We start from the raw sequence: 21526 nt of genomic DNA, 5'->3' as shown, positions 1-21526 counted from the left end.
TCCTGATAAGTGTTAAGGCTTAGATAATCTGCCGAACTTCGTCGAGTGTGGTGGTACCAGAGGTACCCAAATCCAGTTTGTTGCCGTCGCTACCTTTAATCACGCCCTGGACCAGCGCGAACTGCAGCGGCTGTGCCACCAGCTGGGTTGTCCCGTTGCTGGCGCTGATTGCCACTTTGTAGGAACCGTTCGGCGCTTTGGTGCCGTCGGTCAGGGTGCCATCCCAGGTAAAGGTGTGAACGCCCGCCTTCAGTTCACCGATATCAATGGTGCGTACTACCGTGCCGTTGCCATCGGTAATGGTCGCAGTGACTTTCTCCGCCGGCTGCTGCAGTTCAACGCCAAACGGCGTGGTGGTCGTGGTGGCGTTGCCATCAGTGGTGCTGGTGCCTGCCAGGATGGTGGTACCCGGGATCATCACCCCGTGACCAATCAGGCTTGCCGCCTGCAGAGACTGGGCACTGTTAATCTGTCCAGAGACGGAACCGAGGGTGGTGTTCAGTTTCTCAATGCCGCTCACGGTACTGATCTGCGCAAGCTGCGTGGTCAGTTCGTTGTTCTGCATTGGGTTAGTAGGATCCTGGTTCTTAAGCTGAGCCACCAGCAGCGTCAGAAAGCTGCCCTGAAGATCGGAGGCGTTACTCCCCGTCAGGGAGTTAGAACCTGTCGAACTTTTCGTGTTATTAACACCCGAGTTCGTAGGATCATTCACATTTACGGCGATGGACATGCATGTCTCCTTTACTGGCCGAGAGTGAGTGTTTTGAGCATCATGCTCTTCACGGTATTAAGCACTTCGACGTTGGCCTGGTAGCTACGTGAAGCCGACATGGAGTTCACCATCTCACCCACCACATCCACGTTTGGCATTTTCACGTATCCGCTGGCATCCGCGAGCGGGTTACCTGGCTCATACACCAGCCTGTCCGGCGCCTGGCTCTCTACCACATCAGACACCTTCACGCCGCCCGTCGCCGCACCTGGCGCAGCATCGACCTGAAAGACTACCTGTTTGGCACGATAAGGCTGTCCGTCTGGTCCGGTCACGCTGTCGGCGTTCGCCAGGTTACTGGCAGCCACGTTCAGACGTTTGGACTGAGCGGTTAACGCCGAACCGGCGATATCAAAAATATTCAGCAAGGCCATCTATCAGTTGCCCCCCTGCAGGACGTTCATCATGCCTTTGATTTGTCCGCCGAGTACGGTCAGGCCCGTCTGGTATTTCAGGCTGTTGTCGGCAAACTGTGTACGCTCCCGGTCCATATCCACGGTATTACCGTCGAGTGAGGGCTGATCGGGAATGCGATAAAGTAAATCGGTCGCTGGCGCAGTCATCGCCTGAGCAGGAATATGGCGAGAGGATGTCATGGCAAGTGCAACACCCGTTCCTTCGGCACGTCCACGCTCCATCACCTTTTTGAGTTCACTGGAAAAATCAATATCGCGCGCCTGAAACCCCGGGGTATCGGCGTTAGCGATGTTGGCGGCTAAAATCTCCTGCCGCTGGGCGCGTAAATTGAGCGCTTCCTGCTGAAAACGTAACGCGGCGTCGAGTTTATCGAGCATGTCTCCTCCGCTGATGGCAAAATTTCAGTTCACAGCTTAAATCTCACCCGGTCTCCCCTATCGACGGAATAAGCGCAAAATGCGTCGCTATTTATTCCGTTGATGCAAAACCACTGCAGGTAGAATTCATTCAATTCTGGAAACGGTGGAACTTGCGATGCAAACGTTAAAACGTGGCCTGGTGGCGACTTTCTTGCTGTTTAGCCCTCTGGTGCAGGCTGAAGGTTTACAGGATCAATTAACGGCTTTTTTTGCTGAAAAACTGGCAGGCTTCAGCGATGACGTTAACGTTACCGTGCGCACACCACCGAATCTGTACCCCACGTGTGACCAGCCGTCATTCAGCGTGACGGGGACCACCAGGCTGTGGGGAAATGTGAACGTGCTTGCACGCTGCGCCAACGAAAAGCGCTATTTACAGGTTGCAGTTCAGGCGACGGGCAATTATGTTGTCGCCGCCGTGCCCATTGCGCGCGGCAGTGTGCTGCAGGAAAATAGCGTGACGCTGAAGCGCGGGCGTCTGGATCAGCTGCCTCCACGAACCATGCTGGAAATGAATCAGGCGCAGGATGCCGTCAGCCTGCGCGATGTCGCACCCGGCCAGCCAATACAGCTCTCGATGCTGCGTCAGGCATGGCGGGTAAAGGCGGGTCAACAGGTGATGGTCGTAGCCAGCGGAGAGGGCTTTAGCATTAACAGTGAAGGGAAAGCGTTAAACAATGCCGCGGTGGCGCAAAACGCCCGCGTCAGAATGTCCTCAGGCCAGGTGGTGAGCGGAACCGTCGACTCTGATGGGAATATTCTGATTAACCTATAATCTTTTTAAAGATTTCGCGGCGCGTGCCGATAAATATTCCACTAATGATGATGTCAGGCGCAAACGCCGCGAACCCTCGATGAGGACAACACTATGAGCATTGATCGTACATCAGCCCTGAAGCCGGTAAGCGCTGTACAACCTCGCGAAACGAATGACGCTACGGCGCAGAAAACGCGTCTGGAAAAACCGTCAACGTCCAACAGCACCAGCGTAACCCTGAGCGACGCTCAGGCAAAACTGATGCAGCCAGGCAGCAACGATATCAATATGGAACGTGTTGAAGCGCTGAAAACGGCTATTCGTAACGGTGAACTGAAAATGGATACCAGCAAGATCGCTGATGCCCTGATTCAGGAAGCACAGAGTTTCTTACAGAGTAACTAACCGTATGAGTCGACTGTCAGAAATACTGGATCAAATGACGGTTGTTCTGAACGACCTGAAAACGGTAATGGACGCTGAACAACAGCATCTCTCTTCCGGTCACATTAACGGCAGCGCGTTGCAGCGTATTACTGAAGATAAAAGTTCGCTTCTGGCGACGCTGGATTATCTGGAGCAGCAGCGCCGCGCTGAGCAAGATCCTAAGCGCAGCGCCAATGACGATATTATTGAGCGCTGGCAGACCATTACTGAAAAAACCCAGCACCTGCGCGATCTTAACCAGCACAACGGCTGGCTACTGGAAGGTCAGATTGAGCGTAATCAGCAGGCGCTTGAGGTATTGAAACCGCATAAAGAAACCGGACTGTACGGTGCGGATGGTCAGACAGCGACTGCGCGTATTGCGGGTGTTAAAAAGATTTCGATTTGAAGCATAAGCGACAAATCATGCAGCGGGGAGCACCATAAGGTGAACTCCCCTTTTGGCGTTTATGCCGTACGGCGGGCAAACTCTTTCACTTTGAAACCCAACACGGCGAGCGTGGCAAAGTAAGCCACCACACCGACGCCCACCACGGCCATCAGCCGCATCAGACGGTAGGGCATCGTGCCCTGGGACCACTCCGGCATCACGTACAGCATGCCAAGTAACGCGGCAGACATCACCAGTACCGCAACGATGAGACGCACGAGGAAACTCCCCCAGCCCGGCTGCGGCGTGAAGATATCCTGCTTGCGCAGTTGCCAGTACAGCAGCCCGGCGTTCAGACAGGCCGCCAGACCAATCGATAATGACAGGCCTGCATGCTTCAGCGGACCAATAAACGCAAGGTTCATCAGCTGCGTCATAATCAGCGTCACAATGGCAATTTTCACCGGCGTTTTGATGTTCTGACGCGAGTAGAAGCCCGGCGCCAGCACCTTGACGACGATCAGCCCCATCAATCCGACCGAGTAGGCAATCAGCGCGCGCTGGGTCATGGCAGCATCAAAGGCGGTGAATTTCCCGTACTGGAATAGCGACACCGTTAGCGGTTTAGCCAGGATACCCAGCGCCACCGCGCTTGGCAGGGCCAGCAGGAAGCAGAGACGCAATCCCCAGTCCATCAGGCGGCAATATTCATCATGATTGCCGCTGGCAAAACTTTTCGACAGCGACGGCAGCAGGATGGTCCCCAGCGCCACGCCCAGCACCCCGGACGGAAACTCCATCAGACGGTCGGCGTAGTACATCCAGGAAACCGAGCCGGACACGAGGAAAGAGGCAAAGATAGTGTTGATGATAAGCGAGATCTGGCTGACGGAGACGCCAAGAATGGCGGGGCCCATCTGCTTAATGACGCGCATCGCCCCGGCATCTTTGAGATTGATGCGCGGCAGCACCAGCATGCCAATTTTTTTCAGATGCGGCAGCTGATAGGCCAGCTGCAGCACACCGCCCACGGTAACCGCCCAGGCCAGCGCCAGCACCGGCGGGTTGAAATGCGGCGCGGCGAACAGGGCAAAACCGATCATGCTGACGTTGAGAAACGTCGGCGCAAACGCCGGGACAGAGAAGCGGTTCCAGGTGTTCAGGATCGCCCCCACCAGCGAGGCTAGCGAGATCAGCAAAATATAGGGGAAGGTAATACGCAGAAGCTGCGAGGTCAGGGCAAATTTATCTGCCGTATCGGCAAAACCGGGTGCAGTCACCATAATCACCCAGGGCGCGGCCAGCATCCCGATGACGGTCACCACCGCCAGAGCCAGCGTCAGCAATCCGGAGACATACGACACAAATACGCGCGTCGCGTCTTCGCCCTGCTTGCTTTTATATTCCGCCAGGATGGGGACGAACGCCTGGGAAAACGCCCCTTCAGCAAATATACGACGCAGCAGATTCGGCAATTTAAACGCGACGAAAAAGGCGTCCGTTGCCATCCCTGCACCAAAGACCCTTGCCACAATCGCATCACGCGCAAAACCCAGTACGCGAGAGAACATGGTCATCGAGCTGACGGCTGCCAGCGATTTTAATAAGTTCATTAACGTGAATTTCCAGAACCATACGGATTTGTAGACCGGGTAAGCCTAAGCGCCACCCGGCAAAGCCAACAAGCGGCGCTTAGTCTAACCGGATTTCAACGAATTACTATCCGCAGATGTTACAGCGAGTTATTCACTCATGGCTTCGCGCCAGAGCCGTTCCACAATGCGCTGCGCCATAATGGCCTGTTCGCCGGACGTTTCAGGAACCGTCTGATTTTGCACACAGGTGATAAAGTGGCGGGCGCAGCCTGCGAAACCGCGCTGCTCCAGGGTACTCTGCCAGCCGGGGGCCGGGAGCGTCACCACACCGTTCCCCTTCTCCTCGCGCCACGCCCTCATGTCGGTAATGTCGTACAGCCCGCCGTCGGTGACGGCCTGGACGCACTCGCGCTGGCTGCCCGCGCGACGATGCATGCTGGTCGTAATCTGCAGATGGTCAATCGCGAAGTGATGTTCGGCATAGACCATCTCACCCTGTTCGTTCGTCAGGAGCGTCCCGCTTTGCAACTGCGCATTGCCGCCGGCGAGCCACAGCGCCGTATCCACAACGTGCAGATAGTCATCCAGCAGCGTGAAGCGCAAATCGTTCGGCCCAATGCTGTCGGTGCGGTGCTTATCCATGCGCAGCGAGGCTAGACTGCCGGACTGCGTCTTCAGCTGCTGGTAAAGCGGTGCGAAGCGACGGTTGAAACCGACCATCAGTGTCAGGTTTTTACGTGCTGCCAGCTCAATCAGCCGTTCTGCGTCCTGCACATTTTCAGCCAGCGGCTTATCCACACAGACGTGGACACCCGCATTGAGCAGCTCGCTCACCACCTGATAGTGGGTTGCCGTTGAGGTATGAACGAACACCGCATCGCACTCGCGGGCCAGATCCTGCAGGGAGGCGGCATAAGGAATGCGCCAGGTTTCGCAGATACGCTCTGCCTTTTCCCGGGTGGGTGACCATGCCCCCTGAAGCGTCCAGTCGGTCGCCGCACCTAATACCGGTAGCCAGGCTTTTTGCGCGATACCGCCCAGCCCCACTACGCCTACACGTAATTTTTTCACTGTTAGTCTCCCAGGTGTGCCAGCAACGCATCCAGACGCTGTTTCAGCCCGGCGACTTCTTCTTCCAGCGTCTCTACGCGCGCGGCAAGGCTGTCGTTGGTTGCTGAAGATTCAGCATTGGCAGGGTCACTCGCCACGGTCGCGGTATCAACGTCGCCGCTGAACAGATGCATATAGCGGCTTTCACGTTTGCCCGGCTCGCGCGCCAGACGCACCACGTAAGGGCCATCCTCACGAGAAGCCAGACCTTCCAGGGTCTGCTCGACCTCCTGCATATCGCTGAACTCATGCATGCGGGAAGCGCGCGTTCGCAGCTCCCCCGGCGTCTGCGCCCCACGCAGCAACAGCGTGGTGATGACCGCCACTTCTGCACTGCTCAGCCTCAGGTCGCCAAATTCGGAGTTACAAAAGCGCTGTTCGTATTTGGTCACGCGGTTTCCGAAGCCGCTGACGGTGCGCAGATAGTGGCGTTTTACCAGCGCATCCAGCACGTCCTGAACGTCATGTTCGCTAAGGTTCATCACCGGCTCGCGGTTGGTCTTCTGGTTACAAGCCATGGTCACGGCGTTGACGGAGAGCGGATACTGCTCCGGCGTGGTGACCTGTTTTTCGAGTAAGCACCCAATCACGCGCGCTTCTGTTCCGTTTAGCTGATACTTCATCTCTTCTCCTTAACGACCTGCAGTCCAGTCCCGGGTGGTTAATGCCGTCAGAACGTGGTCGCGCCACTCTCCGTCTATCAGCAGATAGTCTTTGGCATAGCCCTCTTTCTCGAACCCTAAACGCGCCAGCAAATTCCCGCTACGCTGATTATGTGGCATATAGTTCGCCATAATGCGATGGATATGCTGCGTGCGTTGCATATAACGGATCGCCACCGTTAGCGCCTCAAACATCAGCCCCTGCCCCTGCCATTTCTGGCCAATGGAGTAGCCCAGGTAACAGGCGTGAAACGATCCGCGCACCACGTTTGAAAAATTGGCTATCCCGATAATCTCTTTCTCTTCAGGATCCAGCAGCGCGAAATAAAACGCACTGCCCTGCTTGTGAAATTCCGTAATCATGCTGAGGCGCGCCTGCCAGCCGGAAGGGTAACAATGGCTCTCATCCCGAACGGGTTCCCAGGGTTTTAAAAACTGGCGATTCTCGGCGTAATAATCCGCCAGACGCCAGGCATCACGCTCATGCACCAGACGAACGACCAGCCTGTCCGTTGTCAGACGCACTTTTGGCACATTGCTGCGATAGCCAAACATCGATACCACTCCTTCCCGTGACTTCTGCTTACCCATTAGCTTTACTATACCTGCGCCTGTGCCGTCTGTGAAAACAGTGACATACCATTTTGCCCGCTTTTCACATTTTTCGATGAGAACTCTCTATCAAAGCGCGCTTTTGATAAAAAAATATTGTCACGTGCAGGGGTGGGAAAATACGCAGTGACACCGCAGAATGTTAGCGTGCTCACCATCTTATTTTCCCTGGAGGGAAAATGTCCCGCGTATCACAGGCCAGGAGCCTGGGTAAATATTTCCTGCTCGTCGATAACATGCTGGTCGTGCTCGGCTTTTTTGTCGTGTTCCCCCTCATCTCGATTCGCTTCGTTGATCAAATGGGCTGGGCGGCGCTGATGGTCGGTATCGCGCTGGGGCTACGCCAGTTTGTTCAGCAAGGCCTGGGCGTATTTGGCGGTGCCATCGCTGACCGCTTTGGCGCTAAACCGATGATCGTCACCGGCATGCTGCTCCGCGCGGCAGGCTTTGCCACGATGGCGATTGCCCAGGAGCCCTGGCTGCTCTGGTTCTCCTGCTTCCTCTCCGGTATCGGAGGCACCCTGTTCGATCCGCCGCGCACCGCGCTGGTGGTGAAGCTTATTCGCCCACAGCAGCGCGGCCGTTTCTTCTCCATTCTGATGATGCAGGACAGTGCCGGGGCCGTTGTCGGCGCGCTGCTGGGAAGCTGGCTGCTGCAGTATGACTTCCGTCTGGTCTGTGCGGCTGGCGCGGTGCTCTTTATCCTGTGCGCACTTTTTAATGGCCTGTTCCTGCCGGCGTGGAAACTGTCGACGGTTAAAGCACCGGTCCGGGAAGGGCTTGGTCGCGTCCTGCGCGACAGGCGTTTTGTCACCTATGTACTGACCCTGACGGGGTATTACATGCTTGCTGTGCAGGTCATGCTGATGCTGCCGATCATGGTTAACGACATTGCGGGTACCCCTGCTGCCGTTAAGTGGATGTATGCCATTGAAGCCGCGCTTTCCCTGACGCTGCTCTATCCGATTGCCCGCTGGAGCGAACGGCGCTTTCGTCTGGAACATCGCCTGATGGCCGGCCTGTTCCTGATGACGCTGAGCATGATGCCGATCGGTCTGGTGAACTCTCTTCAGCAGCTGTTTACGCTGATTTGCACGTTCTATATTGGATCCATCATCGCCGAACCTGCCCGTGAAACGCTGAGCGCTTCGCTTGCGGATGCGCGCGCGCGCGGCAGCTATATGGGATTCAGCCGGCTGGGACTGGCCCTCGGCGGCGCGTTAGGTTACGCCGGCGGCGGCTGGTTATTTGATGCCGGTAAAGCGTTACATCAACCCGAACTCCCCTGGATGATGCTCGGCGCAGTGGGCTTTATGACGCTCCTTGCCCTGTGGTGGCAGTTCAGCCAGAAGCGCAGTGCGAGCGGCATGCTTGAGCCAGGCGCATAACCTTTCCCTCGGGCGGGAACCTCTCCCGCCCCACTTCTCAGTTTTTTCTGCTGGTTTATGCCATTTCACACTGACATACTGGCGTAACAGGACAGAAGCGCCGATTTTTCGTTGAGGAACACTATGAAGAAAATTGTCTTTGCCGCTGCATTAGTTGTCAGCGGACTGCTGGTTGGCTGTAACCAGCTCACGCAATATACCGTCAGTGAACAGGAAATAAATCAGGCGCTGGAAAAACATAATAACTTTTCTAAAGACATTGGCGTGCCGGGGCTTGCGGACGCGCATATCGTGCTCACGAATCTGACCAGTCAGATTGGACGGGAAGAGCCGAACAAAGTCACCCTGGCAGGCGATGCGGACCTCGATATGTCATCCCTCTTTGGTAATCAGAAAGCCAACATCAAGCTCAAGCTGAAGGCCCTGCCCGTTTTCAACAAAGAGAAAGGGGCAATTTTCCTGCAGGAAATGGAAGTCGTCGATGCGCAGGTTTCTCCGGACAAGATGGCGCCGGTTCTGCAAACCCTGATGCCCTATCTGAACCAGTCGCTACGTAATTACTTTAATCAGCAGCCCGCATACGTCTTAAGTGAAGACAAAAGCAAGGGTGAAGCCCTGGCGAAAAAATACGCAAAAGGGATAGAGGTGAAACCGGGAGAAATTATCATTCCTTTCACCGATTAACCTGAAGGGCGCTGCGGCGCCCTTTTTTTTACAGAAAAGTGTGCAAACGAAAACGTTTCCGCTTATGATTTGTGTCCGGCAAAAACAGCCATCCTTATGACTGATTCCTGACAAGCCGGAGCTTCCATGACTGCACAACCCCAGGTTCTTAAAATCCGCCGCCCTGACGACTGGCATATCCATCTGCGTGATGGCGATATGCTTAAAACCGTCGTGCCTTATACCAGCGAAATTTATGGCCGCGCGATTGTTATGCCTAACCTGGTTCCACCAGTCACCACCGTCGATGCCGCGATTGCCTACCGCCAGCGCATCCTTGATGCCGTTCCCGCTGGGCATGATTTTACCCCACTCATGACCTGCTATCTGACCGACTCACTGGACCCGAACGAAGTGGAGCGCGGTTTTAACGAAGGCGTATTTACGGCGGCGAAACTCTACCCGGCGAATGCCACCACCAACTCCAGCCACGGCGTCACCAGTATTGATGCCATCATGCCGGTACTGGAGCGCATGCAAAAACTGGGCATGCCGCTGCTGGTCCATGGTGAAGTGACGCATGCCGAGATTGACATCTTCGACCGTGAAGCCCGTTTTATCGAAACCGTGATGGAGCCTCTGCGCCAGCGTCTGCCTGCGCTTAAAGTGGTCTTTGAGCATATCACCACCAAAGACGCAGCAGAGTACGTGCGTGACGGCAACGAACTTATCGCCGCCACCATTACGCCGCAGCACCTAATGTTTAACCGTAACCACATGCTGGTGGGAGGGGTACGTCCTCACCTGTACTGCCTGCCAATCCTTAAGCGCAACATCCACCAGCAGGCGCTGCGCGAGCTGGTTGCCAGTGGGTTCTCCCGCGCGTTCCTTGGCACCGATTCCGCGCCTCATGCCCGCCATCGTAAAGAGGCGAGCTGCGGCTGCGCAGGCTGCTTCAACGCCCCAACGGCACTTGCCAGCTACGCGACCGTATTTGAAGAGATGAATGCTCTGGAACATTTAGAAGCGTTCTGCTCCCTTAACGGCCCGCGTTTTTACGGCTTACCGATCAATGACACCTTCATCGAACTGGAGCGTAAAACGAGCCACGTTGAGGAGTCCATTGCGCTGACGGATGATACCCTGATCCCATTCCTGGCGGGCGAAACCGTAAACTGGACGGTAAAACGTTAAAAAATCAATGCCCCTTGTTGTCAAACCGATAACATACCTGTATAAATAAACAGTATATTACACAGGGGGCATTTATGCGTATTGAAGTCACCATAGCCAAAACAACTATTCTGCCTGCCGGCGCGCTTGATGCACTGGCAGGCGAATTATCCCGTCGTATTAACAACACTTTTCCCGACAACGCGGGTGCCGTAACGGTGCGTTACGCCGCGGCGAACAACCTCTCCGTCATTGGCGCTGCGAAAGAAGATAAAGATCGCATCAGCGAGATCCTGCAGGAAACGTGGGAAAGCGCTGACGACTGGTTCATCACAGATTAACACTGCTCCCTCATTGTGTTTTTTTGCCGGGTCGCCCCGGCTTTTTTTCGTCTAAAAATTCTGGAAGTTCAAATTAATTCGGCATCTTCTTTAAGAATCGTGAACGAGATGGTGTTTTATTGTTCGAACAATCCTAAAAAGCAGAAAAATGTGTTGCCACCTGTTTATTTTTCCCTTCGGAACCCTTATTACTTGATATACTGAAGATGCTTTCAGAAAAACATGCATTGAACCTCAGAGCCGTTGTCTTCTAACACGCATTAAGGGGGTTATAATGGAAAAGAATAGTGAAGTGATCCAGACCCATCCACTTGTTGGCTGGGATATCAGTACCGTAGATAGCTACGATGCACTGATGCTGCGTTTGCACTACCAGACCCCGAATCAACTCAACCGTGAAGAAGCGGAAGTTGGACAGACGCTGTGGCTAACAACAGACGTCGCCCGTCAGTTTATTTCTATTTTAGAGGCAGGTATTGCAAAAATAGAATCTGGCGACTATCAGGAAAACGAGTATAAACGGCACTAACCGTACGCCATTTTTCACTCAACAGGCACCTTCGCGGTGCCTTATTTATTTCTCCCTTGTCTAACCCCGCGTTGTTAATTACTCTGCTAACAAAACGTAAGCTTACGAGACGCATATGAGATACGACTTAATCATTATTGGTAGCGGCTCCGTGGGTTCCGCCGCCGGTTATTACGCGACACAGGCAGGTCTGAACGTCCTGATGATTGATGCCCATCGTCCTCCCCATGCGGAGGGTAGCCATCATGGCGACACCCGCCTCATACGTCATGCGTATGGTGAAGGTGAGCGCTATGTGCCGCTGGTGCTTCGCGCCCAGACGCTATGGGACGAGCTGGCGAAACAGACCGAAGAGCGCATTTTCGAGCGTACCGGGGTTATCAATCTTGGCCCGGCCCACTCTGATTTTCTCGCCGGCGTCGAGCGAAGCGCAACAGCCTTTAATCTTGAGGTTGAGAAACTGGACGCGGCGGGCATTACCGCGCGCTGGCCTGAAATTACCGTCCCGGACGATTATATTGGCCTCTTTGAAGCCAACTCCGGGGTGCTGCATTGTGAAACGGCGATCAAAACCTGGATCGACCTTGCCGCAAAAGCTGGCTGCGCGCAGCTGTTTAACTGTCCGGTGGATGCCATCACGCATGACGCTGATGGTGTTACGGTGACCACCCTTGACGGTGAGTATTCCGCGTCCCGCCTGCTGGTGAGCGCAGGAACCTGGGTCACCCGCCTGCTGCCAGAGCTGCCAATCCAGCCGGTGCGCAAGGTTTTCTCCTGGTTCCAGTCGGATGGTCGCTACAGCGCGCAGAATAAATTCCCGGCCTTCACCGGTGAATTACCGAATGGCGATCAGTTCTACGGTTTCCCTTCCGAGAAAGACGCATTGAAAATCGGTAAACACAACGGTGGCCAGGTTATCTCCTCTCCTGAAGAGCGTAAACCCTTCGGCGCCTTCCCACAGGATGGTTCTGAAGCCTTCTCGTTCCTGCGTAACATTCTTCCTGGCGTCGGTGGCTTACTGTATGGCGCGGCCTGTACCTACGACAATACGCCGGATGAAGACTTTATCATCGATACGCTACCGGGACATGACAACACCCTGCTAATTACCGGGCTGAGCGGTCACGGCTTTAAGTTTGCTTCCGTGCTGGGTGAAATCGCCGCGCAGTTTGCACAGGGTATCAGGCCGCAGTTTGATCTGACGCCCTTCTCACTCTCGCGTTTTAACGGATAATCTCCAACGGGCTTCGGACGTCGGAGCCCGTTTCATTCACACTGCATTGCGGAGCGATATGCGCAGGATCGTTAGCTTTCTTATGAATAATATTCGCGAGCATTTTATGCTCTATATCTTGTTGTGGGCGCTGCTGGTCATTATTGATTTTCTTTACATTGTATTTTATTGAAAAGCCACACTGACAATAATTGACATTAATTTAGCTTTATTGAAGTTCTCAATTTCATCTTGCACGAAGACATTGAATTACCTTTCTCGATCCTTTTCAAAATCGCTGAAATAAATAAAATAAAAATCAATATACATTTATTTCAGTTGCAATATCACGCCTTCCCGTTCATTTTTACCCTTCGGTTAATTTGAAAATGGACATTCTGATGCAATTGCGTAACTCCTCCCGGCGCTACGGAATAATATCCATAAGTTTGCACTGGATATTTGCTATTGCCGTCTACGGTATGTTTGGCCTTGGGCTCTGGATGGTCACGCTTAGCTATTATGATGGCTGGTATCACCAGGCACCGGAGTTACATAAAAGCATTGGTGTCCTGCTGATGCTGGGGCTGGTTTTTCGCGTGATCTGGCGACATATTTCCCCGCCGCCCGCCGCGCCGAAGACCCACAGTAAAATGACCCGCCTGGGTGCCGTTGCGGCGCATATCGCACTCTATGCGCTACTCTTTGCCATCCTGATTAGCGGCTACCTCATCTCGACAGCAGACGGTAAGCCGATTAGCGTTTTTGGTATTTTTGACATCCCGGCAACGCTAAGCGATGCGGGCGCTCAGGCTGACACCGCAGGAGTCATTCACCTCTGGCTTGCCTGGAGCGTCGTGATCCTGTCTGTGCTGCACGGGCTTGCTGCCCTCAAACACCACTTTATTGATAAAGACGATACGCTAAAGCGCATGCTTGGCCGCTCGTCCGTTGACTCTGGAGCATAAAATGAAAAAACACCTGCTGGGTATCGCACTGGGTTCTCTGTTATTTACCACCGGTTCCGCCGTGGCGGCTGATTATAAAATTGATAAAGAGGGCCAGCATGCTTTCGTCAATTTCCGTATTCAGCATCTGGGATATAGCTGGCTGTACGGTACCTTTAAAGATTTTGACGGCACGTTCAGCTTTGACGATAAAAACCCTGCCGCCGATAAAGTCAATGTGACCATTAATACTAACAGCGTCGACACGAACCATGCTGAACGCGATAAACACTTGCGCAGTGCAGAATTCCTCAATGTGTCGAAATTCCCGCAGGCCACCTTTACCTCTACGGACGTGAAGAAAGACGGTGATAAGCTCAATATTACCGGAAACCTGACGCTTAACGGCGTAACTAAACCGGTCACCCTTGAGGCTAAATTACTGGGGCAGGGAGACGATCCCTGGGGCGGTAAACGTGCAGGTTTTGAAGCCGCAGGAAAAATTCATCTGAAGGATTTTAATATCACAACAGATTTAGGCCCGGCGTCTCAGGATGTTGAGCTCATTATTTCGGTTGAAGGGGTTCAGCAGAAGTAATCATTGCGCCCGGCAGGTGTTCACCGTGCCGGGTATTATCGTTATTCCGGGTCAGGGATACCCAGTTTGGTATTCAGACGGCCGCGTGATTTATTGAAAATCTTATTGCCGTTTTCACGTCCCGCACGACGACGACGCTGCTCTTCTTCCGGCAGGATGCTCTCTTCGCTGCACAGTTCGCTACAGCAGCCGTTAAACTTCTCGGCACAGGCCGGGCACTGAATGAACAGCAGATGACAACCGTCGTTTTTGCAGTTGGTATGGGTATCGCACGGCGCGCCGCACTGGTGGCAGTGGGCAATCACGTCTTCGGAAATACGCTCGCCCATACGCTCGTCAAAGACAAAGTTTTTCCCGATAAATCGTACCGGTAAACCCTGCTCGCGGGCGCGGCGGGCGTACTCAATAATGCCGCCTTCAATGTGCCAGACCTTATTAAAGCCGTTGTGCTTCATCCACGCGCTGGCTTTCTCACAGCGGATACCGCCGGTGCAGTACATAACGATTTTTTTATCTTTATGTTCCTGCATCATCTCAACCGCTTTAGGCAGTTGCTCGCGGAAGGTATCGGCCGGGATTTCCATCGCGTTCTCGAAATGCCCCACTTCATATTCATAGTGGTTACGCATATCAATGAACACGGCATCCGGATCGTCCAGCATCGCATTCACTTCCGCAGCCTTCAGATATTCACCGACATCCGCCGCGTTAAACTCAGGATCGTCAATACCGTCCGCCACGATGCGTTCACGCACCTTCATGCGCAGCACCCAGAAAGATTTCCCGTCATCATCCAGCGCAATGTTCAGGCGTAAGCCGTTGAGGGCCGGGTCGAACTGATAAAGACAGTCACGGAAAGCGCTCACTTTGCTTTCCGGTACGCTAATCTGCGCGTTGATACCTTCGCGGGCGAGATAGACGCGTCCGAAGACGTTCAGCGCCGTGAAAGCCTGATAAAGCGCATCGCGGGTCGCCTGCGGATCGTCGATGGTGAAGTATTTGTAGAATGAGATGGTTGTGCGCGGTTCGGTTTCAGCCAACATACGCGCTCTTAACATCTCATTCGATACGCGGTTGTGTAACACTGGCATGGTGTACAGTCCTGGAATCGTTAGAGAGAATGAAAAATCGGTCGGCATCATATAGCAAACAAAACCAATTTACATCCACACAATTTACGCTACATTTCACACACCCTGATTTATCAGGCATAACAATTGCTGTATTCGTGCACGTTTCGAAGGCAGATATTTTGGCTACGTCTCAAAAAATGAGACACTAGCGAGACAGGACGTTTGAACACAGGAAAGACATGACCCAGTTACCAAAATTTACTGCTGCGCTTTTGCATCCCCGCTATTGGTTGACCTGGCTTGGCATCGGCTTTTTATGGCTACTGGTACAGCTTCCCTACCCCGTTATTTTCCGGTTGGGTAAATTTCTGGGCCGTTTCGCGCAAATATTTATGAAGCGCCGCGCCAGAATAGCGTATCGCAACCTTGAGCTGTGTTTTCCGCAGATGAGCGAATCAGAGCGTCGCGATATGGTCACGAAGAATTTCGAATCCGTCGGGATGGGGCTAATGGAAACCGGTATGGCATGGTTCTGGCCGGACAAACGCATGGCCCGCTGGAGCGAAGTGACGGGAACCGGCATGGAGCCAGTGCATACGCTGCAGGCCAATCAGACGGGCGTTCTGCTGATCGGCGTCCATTTCCTGACGCTGGAAATTGGGGCACGTATGTTTGGTATGCAGGCGCCCGGCATTGGCGTTTATCGTCCTAATGACAATCCGGTCATCGATTTAATCCAGACCAACGGCCGCATGCGCTCGAACAAAAGCATGATCGACCGTAAAGATCTGAAGGGTATGATCCGCGCGCTAAAATCCGGTGAAGTTGTCTGGTATGCGCCAGACCATGACTATGGCCCACAATCCAGCGTATTTGTCCCCTTCTTCGCCGTTGAAGAAGCCGCTACAACGACCGGCACCTGGATGCTGGCGCGTATGTCCAAAGCCGCCATCGTGCCTTTTGTTCCCCGCCGTAAGCCGGATGGTTCAGGCTACGAGCTGATTATGCTGGAGCCGGAACTCGCGCCGCCGCTTGAAGATGCAGAAACTACCGCTCGCTGGATGAACGGCATTGTCGAGAAGTGCATCATGCTCGCGCCGCAGCAGTATATGTGGCTGCACCGCCGCTTTAAAACCCGCCCAAAAGGCACACCGTCCCGCTATTGATTTTCATCATGCGGCCTCAGGGCCGCATACTGTTTTAGCTTTAAAAGCTCCTCCTCATTGCGACAATCATAACCCAGGCGCATAATTAGCAGGCTTATTACTTCATGCTCCAGGTGCTCTTGCACCTCATTATGCGGAATGTTATGTCACCCTCAGATGCTCCCATAAACTGGAAGCGTAACCTCACGGTTGCGTGGCTAGGCTGTTTTCTTACTGGCGCGGCGTTTAGCCTGGTCATGCCTTTCCTGCCGCTCTACGTCGAACAGCTGGGCGTGACGGGTCACAGTGCGCTCAATATGTGGTCTGGTCTGGTGTTCAGCATCACGTTTCTCTTTTCCGCGATTGCTTCACCCTTCTGGGGCGGCCTTGCCGACCGCAAGGGACGAAAAATCATGCTGCTACGTTCGGCGCTGGGGATGGCGATTATCATGGCGCTGATGGGCGTGGCGCAGAACGTCTGGCAGTTTCTGATCCTGCGCGCGCTGCTGGGCTTGCTGGGGGGATTTATTCCCAATGCGAACGCCTTAATCGCCACGCAAATGCCTCGCCATAAGAGCGGCTGGGCGCTGGGGACGCTTTCAACCGGTGGCGTGAGCGGTGCCTTGCTTGGGCCACTGGCCGGTGGATTACTGGCGGATAACTACGGCCTGCGGCCGGTCTTCTTTATCACCGCCAGCGTGCTGTTCCTCTGTTTTATCGTCACCCTGCTCTGCATTCGTGAAAACTTCACGCCCGTCGCCAAAAAAGAGATGCTCCACGCCAAAGACGTGCTGGCCTCGCTTAAAAACCCCAGACTAGTGCTGAGCCTGTTCGTGACGACCCTGATTATTCAGGTCGCAACTGGTTCGATTGCCCCTATTCTGACGCTATACGTTCGCGATCTGGCGGGTAACGTCAACAATATTGCATTTATCAGCGGGCTGATTGCCTCCGTGCCCGGTGTGGCAGCGCTGATTAGCGCCCCGAGGCTGGGGAAGCTGGGGGACCGCGTCGGTCCGGAAAAAATCCTGATCTGTGCGCTGGTGATTTCCGTCCTGCTGCTTATCCCCATGTCGATGGTGCAATCCCCATGGCAGTTGGGCGTTCTGCGCTTTTTGCTGGGCGCCGCCGACGGGGCGTTACTGCCCGCCGTACAAACCCTGCTGGTCTACAACTCCACAAACCAGATTGCCGGGCGTATCTTCAGCTATAACCAGTCCTTCCGCGACATCGGTAATGTCACCGGACCGCTGCTCGGGGCAGGGATCTCCGCCAGCTTCGGTTTTCGCGCCGTCTTTATCGTGACGGCTGGCGTCGTGTTGTTCAATGCTATTTATTCGTGGTTCAGTTTATCCCGCGCGTTACGGCCCGTGACGGAATAAGACGAACGCCTGACAGCTTATTTTCGCATTCATACTTGCAGAATCTTATATTCAGCTATTCTTTCCCTGAAACCTTCTGGAAAACAGGGAGACACCAATGACCATGTACGCCACGCTGGAAGAAGCGTAAAGTAAAATACATCATAAATTTGTGCCGTCATAATCAACTAAGATGCTCTCACAAATCACTTTCGTGCCATTCCATTCATCCTTGTAGATACTGGTATCAATCCCCACCCCAGCTTGAAACGTGTACCCCGTATCATCCACGAACTTCTGATACTTAGCAGTTTGTACTGAAGCGTCATAGTACCTATGTCCAGAGTACTTAAACCCTGCTGAACCCTGAGGTACTATCCATACCCCATATGAGGATAAGGTACTTGCATGTTCAATCACCTTGTATTCAAACTCACTACCCTTATAACGGCCTGTGTATGCTTCTGATGTGTTGATCTTCCCAAATGGTGGATTACCGTAGGCAACATCATAGAAACGGTCTGATGAATACTGGAGAGCGTCACCAATGATCCATTCTGCCTCTGGTAGTACCCTCTTCCCGATCATTACGTACTCAGGATTGAGTTCAACACAGGTAATGTGTGTTGAGTTGTTTCTTAAGTACTGGTAGTAGCTGAGGCGACCTATACCCGCACATAGTTCGATACACTGACCAGTACAGCCAGCATCAAGTATGAAATCCCATGCGATCATTTCAGGTGTGAAGAAAGCACCAGTAGCCCCTATACCATCGCCTTTGTAGTTATTGAAGATAAACTCTTTATTGTCTTGTGTGAGTTGCTTATCAGAGTGGATGAGATCCATAACCTGAATGTGTAATGCTGATTCCTTTTTAGTAATTCTTGCCATAAAATACCCTTGTACAGTTGTTGTACGGGTATTTAGGAAATAATAATGAAATCCCTGATAATGATTTTTATCCCGTTAGCATTAGCGGGATGTGCAGCAGTACAATATAATGATGGTAAGACTGTTAGTATTCAGTCTGACGGTTGGTATGGTTTAGATAGCTTACAAAAAACAGCAAATGAAGCATGTCAGCAGTATGGAAAGGAAAAGGCAACATACGTTCATAGTGCCAATATGAACCCACATCTACCTAAAGGTAGTGGTGTACAGAATACGATCTGGAAGTGTGAATAGTTCATCAAATATATTTCACTGAGGAATGAAACATGACAGAAGAACAGTTTGAACGTGATTATCCAAGAGAACTGTATGATTACATTCTTAAAAGCAGCAGGACTAAGGGGTCCATGGGTGAAACCGAAATCGAAGTATATGATATTATCTCAAAGGAAACAGGACTGTTAGTACTTACGGCTACACGTACTGAACACACAAGCCACCGACCAACAAAAACTACAACCAATTGGAATTGGTAAGTCCATGAGGCAACCCAGAATGTTAGAGGGCGTGACAGTGAAATATAATCCCCTTAGGATGAGACATTAAATTCATTAAATTATTTCATTCAGAAAAAACACTCTTAAAAAGGATATTTGAAATGATTAATTTTTTACCTGAAATGGGAATTCGAGCATATATTGATGAGCAGTTAGAACAGTTTGGCTTTCCATATGATGGTGACTTAACAACAAATGAAAATCTAAAGGCTGTTTTTGCATTACAACGAAGAATACCAAGTGCTAAAAGAAGAATAGTAATCGAACTACCAGGAATTCAAGTGCATGAAGGAACTGAAAATGCATATGAATCTCTCAAAAGAAAACTTACTCTTGGATTAACTATAACGCCTCACCTTTCATTAAGCACAACGAAGTACATATATAATGATCTTCTTTTAAACTGTTGGAATATCCATCACTTACATCTTTCTGAAGAACCATATAAGAAAGGATACTTTAGGCGAACTGGCCCTGTTTTATTTTGTATGTTTTTTGATAATGCAGTAGTTCTTATAGACATCATGCCTCATGGAAGCGGACATTCGGATGTTTGGGTTAATGAAAAACTGATAAAAAAACTGCATAAATACCTTCCGGAATCTATAGAACGTTATAAAGTAAAAGGTATTACAGGACATAATTTAGATTCAAAACAACGCCTGGCGTTGCAAAAAAGTCATTGTAATTACTCATTGAAAATGGAAGATGGAAGATGGAAGATGGAAGATGGAAGATGGAAGATGGAAGATGGAAGATGGAAGATGGAAGATGGAAGATGGAAGATGGAAGATGGAACTGTATATCAACTGATGGGGATAATGTCTAATGGTGATTGTTTCCATGATATACATAGATTAATGCATGTTCAAAGAAATATTGATTACTTTACAAAAGTAATAGAGTTAAATGAACACTCAATAAGTACGTCTTTAGAATCCAACCCTTCAGAAAAAATTTCGTTAACTATTAGTTTACATGGTAACCAAGTGAAATTATACGCAATCGAAAAGAGGGCAATACTTGAATTATCCATGCCATAATTAAAAATATAAATTAACTATTCAGTTAATTGTCGCTATCTTGTATTATCATCTTAATACATTTTCCAAATGAATTTTTTCTTATCGACAACAAATTTCATTGAACTTAAGAGAGGAGAAAGGAATCATGAGTACAATCAAACTAATAAGTAATGTTGGAATTGTTGGGTCACAAATTATCTCCAAAAGTAAACATGGTGATTCAACAAAGTTTGAAATTACTTTGTCTGGTATTTCTCAAGCACACAGAATCCCTTCTGTCATTGTATTTTGTGAGGATAAAGTTGCTGAAGAATTAATTACCAACGCTCTTAGTTGCAAGGGTATGAATATCGGTTCATTTAAATTCAGACGCTGTGGTTCATGGTCTAACATAATTATATCCTTAGCAGGATGGATTCTCTACTCAGAGGAATTAATAAAATCTGGCAACTCTAAAGTATTAGAGGCAATAGGGGTAATTGATGGTGATATAAGTGAAAATGAAATAAGACAAGTAATCTCAGAGACATACGAAGGGGATTTTATTCCTGAACAATTACAAGACATAATTGATTCAATAAGCAGCCGCATAACCAGCTTTAAAATACCAACTAATGTTTTATCTAAAAAAAACATTAAGGGGAAACCTGAGCTAAATTTAAAAAACATGGTAAATGAGATTTCCACAGCCATGATAAAGGCCCCTTTCAATAAAAAGATTGATGAATTAAATGAATGGGTAGAAAAGGCGAAAGATGAAAATTCTAAAAAAAGGATACAATTTGAAATTGATGATATCAACAAAGAAATAGATGAAACACAAGAAATCATTAAACTAGCGAAAGAAATTGATTTCATAGAAAATGAAGGTGTAACCAATTATCATACATACTTCAAAAAGCTAATGAAAAAAACAGAAAACAGATATTACCATAATTATAGCTTCACTCAGAACCCCATTTACTTGGTATACAGAATAGTTTCAAAGTTTAATAAAAACCGCTGGGAAGAATATATAAAACCAGTCGTTGATTTTTTAGATTCTGCTAATAAAAGACAAACAAAAAATTTTAATCATAATACTTTCAATAACACAAAAATAGATTAAGAAAAAGCCCCGCATGGGGCTTTTTTAGTTTCCACCAATCATGATCAACAGTACTTGTAGTAGTTGACCTAACGGTACTTGAATAACCACGATACCGAAAGCATCCAGTACTGGTACTATGATCCAATTATAAAGAATGATTAATGTAATTACGAATCCAAGAGCATTACGCCAGTGGAAAGTAACCTTTTCGATCTCTTCTTTGTTGGTTTCTATCTGTCCTTCAGCATTTGTTTTCTGCACTTCCTGTTCTATCGTTTTGAATCGCCACGGGTTTAACAGACACCTCGGAGTCATTTAAGATGACTTAAAGAGAGGTGCCCATGAGCGGTAAACGTTATCCCGAAGAGTTT

Annotated in this window: 28 protein-coding genes; 18 read left to right on the top strand and 10 right to left on the bottom strand. The window is 50.8% G+C overall.

Features of this window, described 5'->3' with window-relative positions; all coding sequences use genetic code 11:
• Positions 1-19: 19 nt before the first annotated feature.
• Genes flgD through flgB form a run of 3 tightly spaced genes read right to left on the bottom strand, consistent with a single transcriptional unit; the run spans position 20 to position 1566 of the window.
• Complete coding sequence (flgD, locus tag PYW49_RS00140) at positions 20-730, bottom strand: flagellar hook assembly protein FlgD (RefSeq protein ID WP_134349824.1); 711 nt, start codon at positions 728-730, stop codon at positions 20-22.
• A gap of 11 nt (positions 731-741) precedes the next feature.
• Positions 742-1146 carry a flagellar basal body rod protein FlgC gene (gene flgC, locus PYW49_RS00135; protein ID WP_008500814.1) on the bottom strand — a complete coding sequence of 135 codons (405 nt, stop codon included), beginning with the start codon at positions 1144-1146 and terminating at the stop codon, positions 742-744.
• A gap of 3 nt (positions 1147-1149) precedes the next feature.
• Positions 1150-1566: a flagellar basal body rod protein FlgB gene (flgB, locus tag PYW49_RS00130; protein WP_023311135.1), complete on the bottom strand. Its 417-nt coding sequence runs from the start codon at positions 1564-1566 to the stop codon at positions 1150-1152.
• Positions 1567-1723: 157 nt separating this feature from the next.
• On the opposite strand from flgB, the gene flgA reads away from it, so the two are divergent.
• From flgA to flgN, 3 genes are all read left to right on the top strand, one after another.
• Positions 1724-2383: a flagellar basal body P-ring formation chaperone FlgA gene (flgA, locus tag PYW49_RS00125; RefSeq protein WP_320385286.1), complete on the top strand. Its 660-nt coding sequence runs from the start codon at positions 1724-1726 to the stop codon at positions 2381-2383.
• 93 nt (positions 2384-2476) lie between these two features.
• On the top strand, positions 2477-2770 hold the full coding sequence (gene flgM / locus PYW49_RS00120) for a flagellar biosynthesis anti-sigma factor FlgM (RefSeq protein WP_008500817.1): 294 nt from the start codon (positions 2477-2479) through the stop codon (positions 2768-2770).
• Positions 2771-2774: 4 nt separating this feature from the next.
• Positions 2775-3200: a flagella biosynthesis chaperone FlgN gene (flgN, locus tag PYW49_RS00115; RefSeq protein ID WP_008500818.1), complete on the top strand. Its 426-nt coding sequence runs from the start codon at positions 2775-2777 to the stop codon at positions 3198-3200.
• 59 nt (positions 3201-3259) lie between these two features.
• Here flgN and murJ read toward each other — a convergent pair whose 3' ends face one another.
• The 4 genes from murJ to rimJ all read right to left on the bottom strand — a co-directional run bounded on the left by murJ (position 3260) and on the right by rimJ (position 7104).
• On the bottom strand, positions 3260-4795 hold the full coding sequence (murJ, locus tag PYW49_RS00110) for a murein biosynthesis integral membrane protein MurJ (RefSeq protein ID WP_134349821.1): 1536 nt from the start codon (positions 4793-4795) through the stop codon (positions 3260-3262).
• Between the two features lie 129 nt (positions 4796-4924).
• On the bottom strand, positions 4925-5848 hold the full coding sequence (locus tag PYW49_RS00105) for a Gfo/Idh/MocA family protein (protein ID WP_320385285.1): 924 nt from the start codon (positions 5846-5848) through the stop codon (positions 4925-4927).
• A gap of 2 nt (positions 5849-5850) precedes the next feature.
• Entirely contained in the window at positions 5851-6510 is a 660-nt protein-coding gene (locus PYW49_RS00100; protein WP_320385284.1) for a YceH family protein, read from the bottom strand.
• A 9-nt stretch (positions 6511-6519) separates the two neighbouring features.
• Positions 6520-7104 (bottom strand): ribosomal protein S5-alanine N-acetyltransferase, encoded by a 585-nt coding sequence (gene rimJ, locus PYW49_RS00095; protein ID WP_134349818.1) that lies wholly within the window; start codon positions 7102-7104, stop codon positions 6520-6522.
• Between the two features lie 236 nt (positions 7105-7340).
• Here rimJ and mdtH point away from each other — a divergent pair, with 236 nt between their 5' ends.
• The 9 genes from mdtH to PYW49_RS00050 all read left to right on the top strand — a co-directional run bounded on the left by mdtH (position 7341) and on the right by PYW49_RS00050 (position 14013).
• A complete protein-coding gene (gene mdtH, locus PYW49_RS00090) occupies positions 7341-8549 on the top strand; it encodes a multidrug efflux MFS transporter MdtH (protein ID WP_320385283.1) in 1209 nt (402 codons plus the stop codon).
• A 123-nt stretch (positions 8550-8672) separates the two neighbouring features.
• Positions 8673-9233, top strand: coding sequence for a lipoprotein (locus PYW49_RS00085; RefSeq protein WP_023311126.1), 561 nt, complete (start codon positions 8673-8675; stop codon positions 9231-9233).
• Between the two features lie 126 nt (positions 9234-9359).
• Positions 9360-10406 carry a dihydroorotase gene (pyrC, locus tag PYW49_RS00080; RefSeq protein ID WP_320385282.1) on the top strand — a complete coding sequence of 349 codons (1047 nt, stop codon included), beginning with the start codon at positions 9360-9362 and terminating at the stop codon, positions 10404-10406.
• Positions 10407-10480: 74 nt separating this feature from the next.
• Entirely contained in the window at positions 10481-10726 is a 246-nt protein-coding gene (dinI, locus tag PYW49_RS00075; protein WP_059311046.1) for a DNA damage-inducible protein I, read from the top strand.
• Between the two features lie 274 nt (positions 10727-11000).
• Positions 11001-11255 carry a biofilm formation regulator BssS gene (gene bssS / locus PYW49_RS00070; RefSeq protein ID WP_008500827.1) on the top strand — a complete coding sequence of 85 codons (255 nt, stop codon included), beginning with the start codon at positions 11001-11003 and terminating at the stop codon, positions 11253-11255.
• Positions 11256-11370: 115 nt separating this feature from the next.
• Positions 11371-12489 carry an N-methyl-L-tryptophan oxidase gene (gene solA, locus PYW49_RS00065; protein ID WP_320385281.1) on the top strand — a complete coding sequence of 373 codons (1119 nt, stop codon included), beginning with the start codon at positions 11371-11373 and terminating at the stop codon, positions 12487-12489.
• Between the two features lie 58 nt (positions 12490-12547).
• A complete protein-coding gene (locus PYW49_RS00060; RefSeq protein ID WP_320385280.1) occupies positions 12548-12661 on the top strand; it encodes a YceO family protein in 114 nt (37 codons plus the stop codon).
• A 208-nt stretch (positions 12662-12869) separates the two neighbouring features.
• Positions 12870-13436: a cytochrome b gene (locus PYW49_RS00055; protein WP_134349812.1), complete on the top strand. Its 567-nt coding sequence runs from the start codon at positions 12870-12872 to the stop codon at positions 13434-13436.
• Position 13437: 1 nt separating this feature from the next.
• The gene (locus tag PYW49_RS00050; protein ID WP_320385279.1) at positions 13438-14013 is read left to right on the top strand and encodes a YceI family protein; all 576 of its coding nucleotides are present in this window, start codon (positions 13438-13440) and stop codon (positions 14011-14013) included.
• A 41-nt stretch (positions 14014-14054) separates the two neighbouring features.
• Here PYW49_RS00050 and trhO read toward each other — a convergent pair whose 3' ends face one another.
• Positions 14055-15104 carry an oxygen-dependent tRNA uridine(34) hydroxylase TrhO gene (gene trhO / locus PYW49_RS00045; protein ID WP_134349810.1) on the bottom strand — a complete coding sequence of 350 codons (1050 nt, stop codon included), beginning with the start codon at positions 15102-15104 and terminating at the stop codon, positions 14055-14057.
• Positions 15105-15325: 221 nt separating this feature from the next.
• Between trhO and PYW49_RS00040 the strand changes: the two genes are divergently transcribed.
• Both PYW49_RS00040 and mdtG read left to right on the top strand, forming a co-directional pair.
• A complete protein-coding gene (locus tag PYW49_RS00040; protein WP_320385278.1) occupies positions 15326-16252 on the top strand; it encodes a Kdo(2)-lipid IV(A) acyltransferase in 927 nt (308 codons plus the stop codon).
• Between the two features lie 143 nt (positions 16253-16395).
• Positions 16396-17613: a multidrug efflux MFS transporter MdtG gene (gene mdtG / locus PYW49_RS00035; protein ID WP_134349808.1), complete on the top strand. Its 1218-nt coding sequence runs from the start codon at positions 16396-16398 to the stop codon at positions 17611-17613.
• A gap of 141 nt (positions 17614-17754) precedes the next feature.
• Here the strand turns inward: mdtG and PYW49_RS00030 are convergent, their stop codons facing one another.
• The gene (locus tag PYW49_RS00030; protein ID WP_320385277.1) at positions 17755-18483 is read right to left on the bottom strand and encodes a class I SAM-dependent methyltransferase; all 729 of its coding nucleotides are present in this window, start codon (positions 18481-18483) and stop codon (positions 17755-17757) included.
• Between the two features lie 45 nt (positions 18484-18528).
• Between PYW49_RS00030 and PYW49_RS00025 the strand changes: the two genes are divergently transcribed.
• From PYW49_RS00025 to PYW49_RS00010, 4 genes are all read left to right on the top strand, one after another.
• Positions 18529-18777 carry a hypothetical protein gene (locus tag PYW49_RS00025; protein WP_320385276.1) on the top strand — a complete coding sequence of 83 codons (249 nt, stop codon included), beginning with the start codon at positions 18529-18531 and terminating at the stop codon, positions 18775-18777.
• A 32-nt stretch (positions 18778-18809) separates the two neighbouring features.
• Positions 18810-19019 carry a hypothetical protein gene (locus tag PYW49_RS00020; RefSeq protein WP_131657965.1) on the top strand — a complete coding sequence of 70 codons (210 nt, stop codon included), beginning with the start codon at positions 18810-18812 and terminating at the stop codon, positions 19017-19019.
• A gap of 122 nt (positions 19020-19141) precedes the next feature.
• The gene (locus PYW49_RS00015; RefSeq protein WP_320385275.1) at positions 19142-20083 is read left to right on the top strand and encodes a hypothetical protein; all 942 of its coding nucleotides are present in this window, start codon (positions 19142-19144) and stop codon (positions 20081-20083) included.
• Between the two features lie 127 nt (positions 20084-20210).
• Complete coding sequence (locus tag PYW49_RS00010; protein WP_320385274.1) at positions 20211-21173, top strand: hypothetical protein; 963 nt, start codon at positions 20211-20213, stop codon at positions 21171-21173.
• Positions 21174-21197: 24 nt separating this feature from the next.
• Here PYW49_RS00010 and PYW49_RS00005 read toward each other — a convergent pair whose 3' ends face one another.
• Complete coding sequence (locus PYW49_RS00005) at positions 21198-21416, bottom strand: 3TM-type holin (protein WP_320385273.1); 219 nt, start codon at positions 21414-21416, stop codon at positions 21198-21200.
• Positions 21417-21526 lie beyond the last annotated feature (110 nt).

This window comes from Enterobacter chinensis, assembly GCF_034008295.1.
Taxonomy (GTDB): Bacteria; Pseudomonadota; Gammaproteobacteria; order Enterobacterales; family Enterobacteriaceae; genus Enterobacter; species Enterobacter chinensis.
Note: the sequence above shows the minus strand (reverse complement) of the source record. Positions and strands in the feature narration are given on the sequence as shown.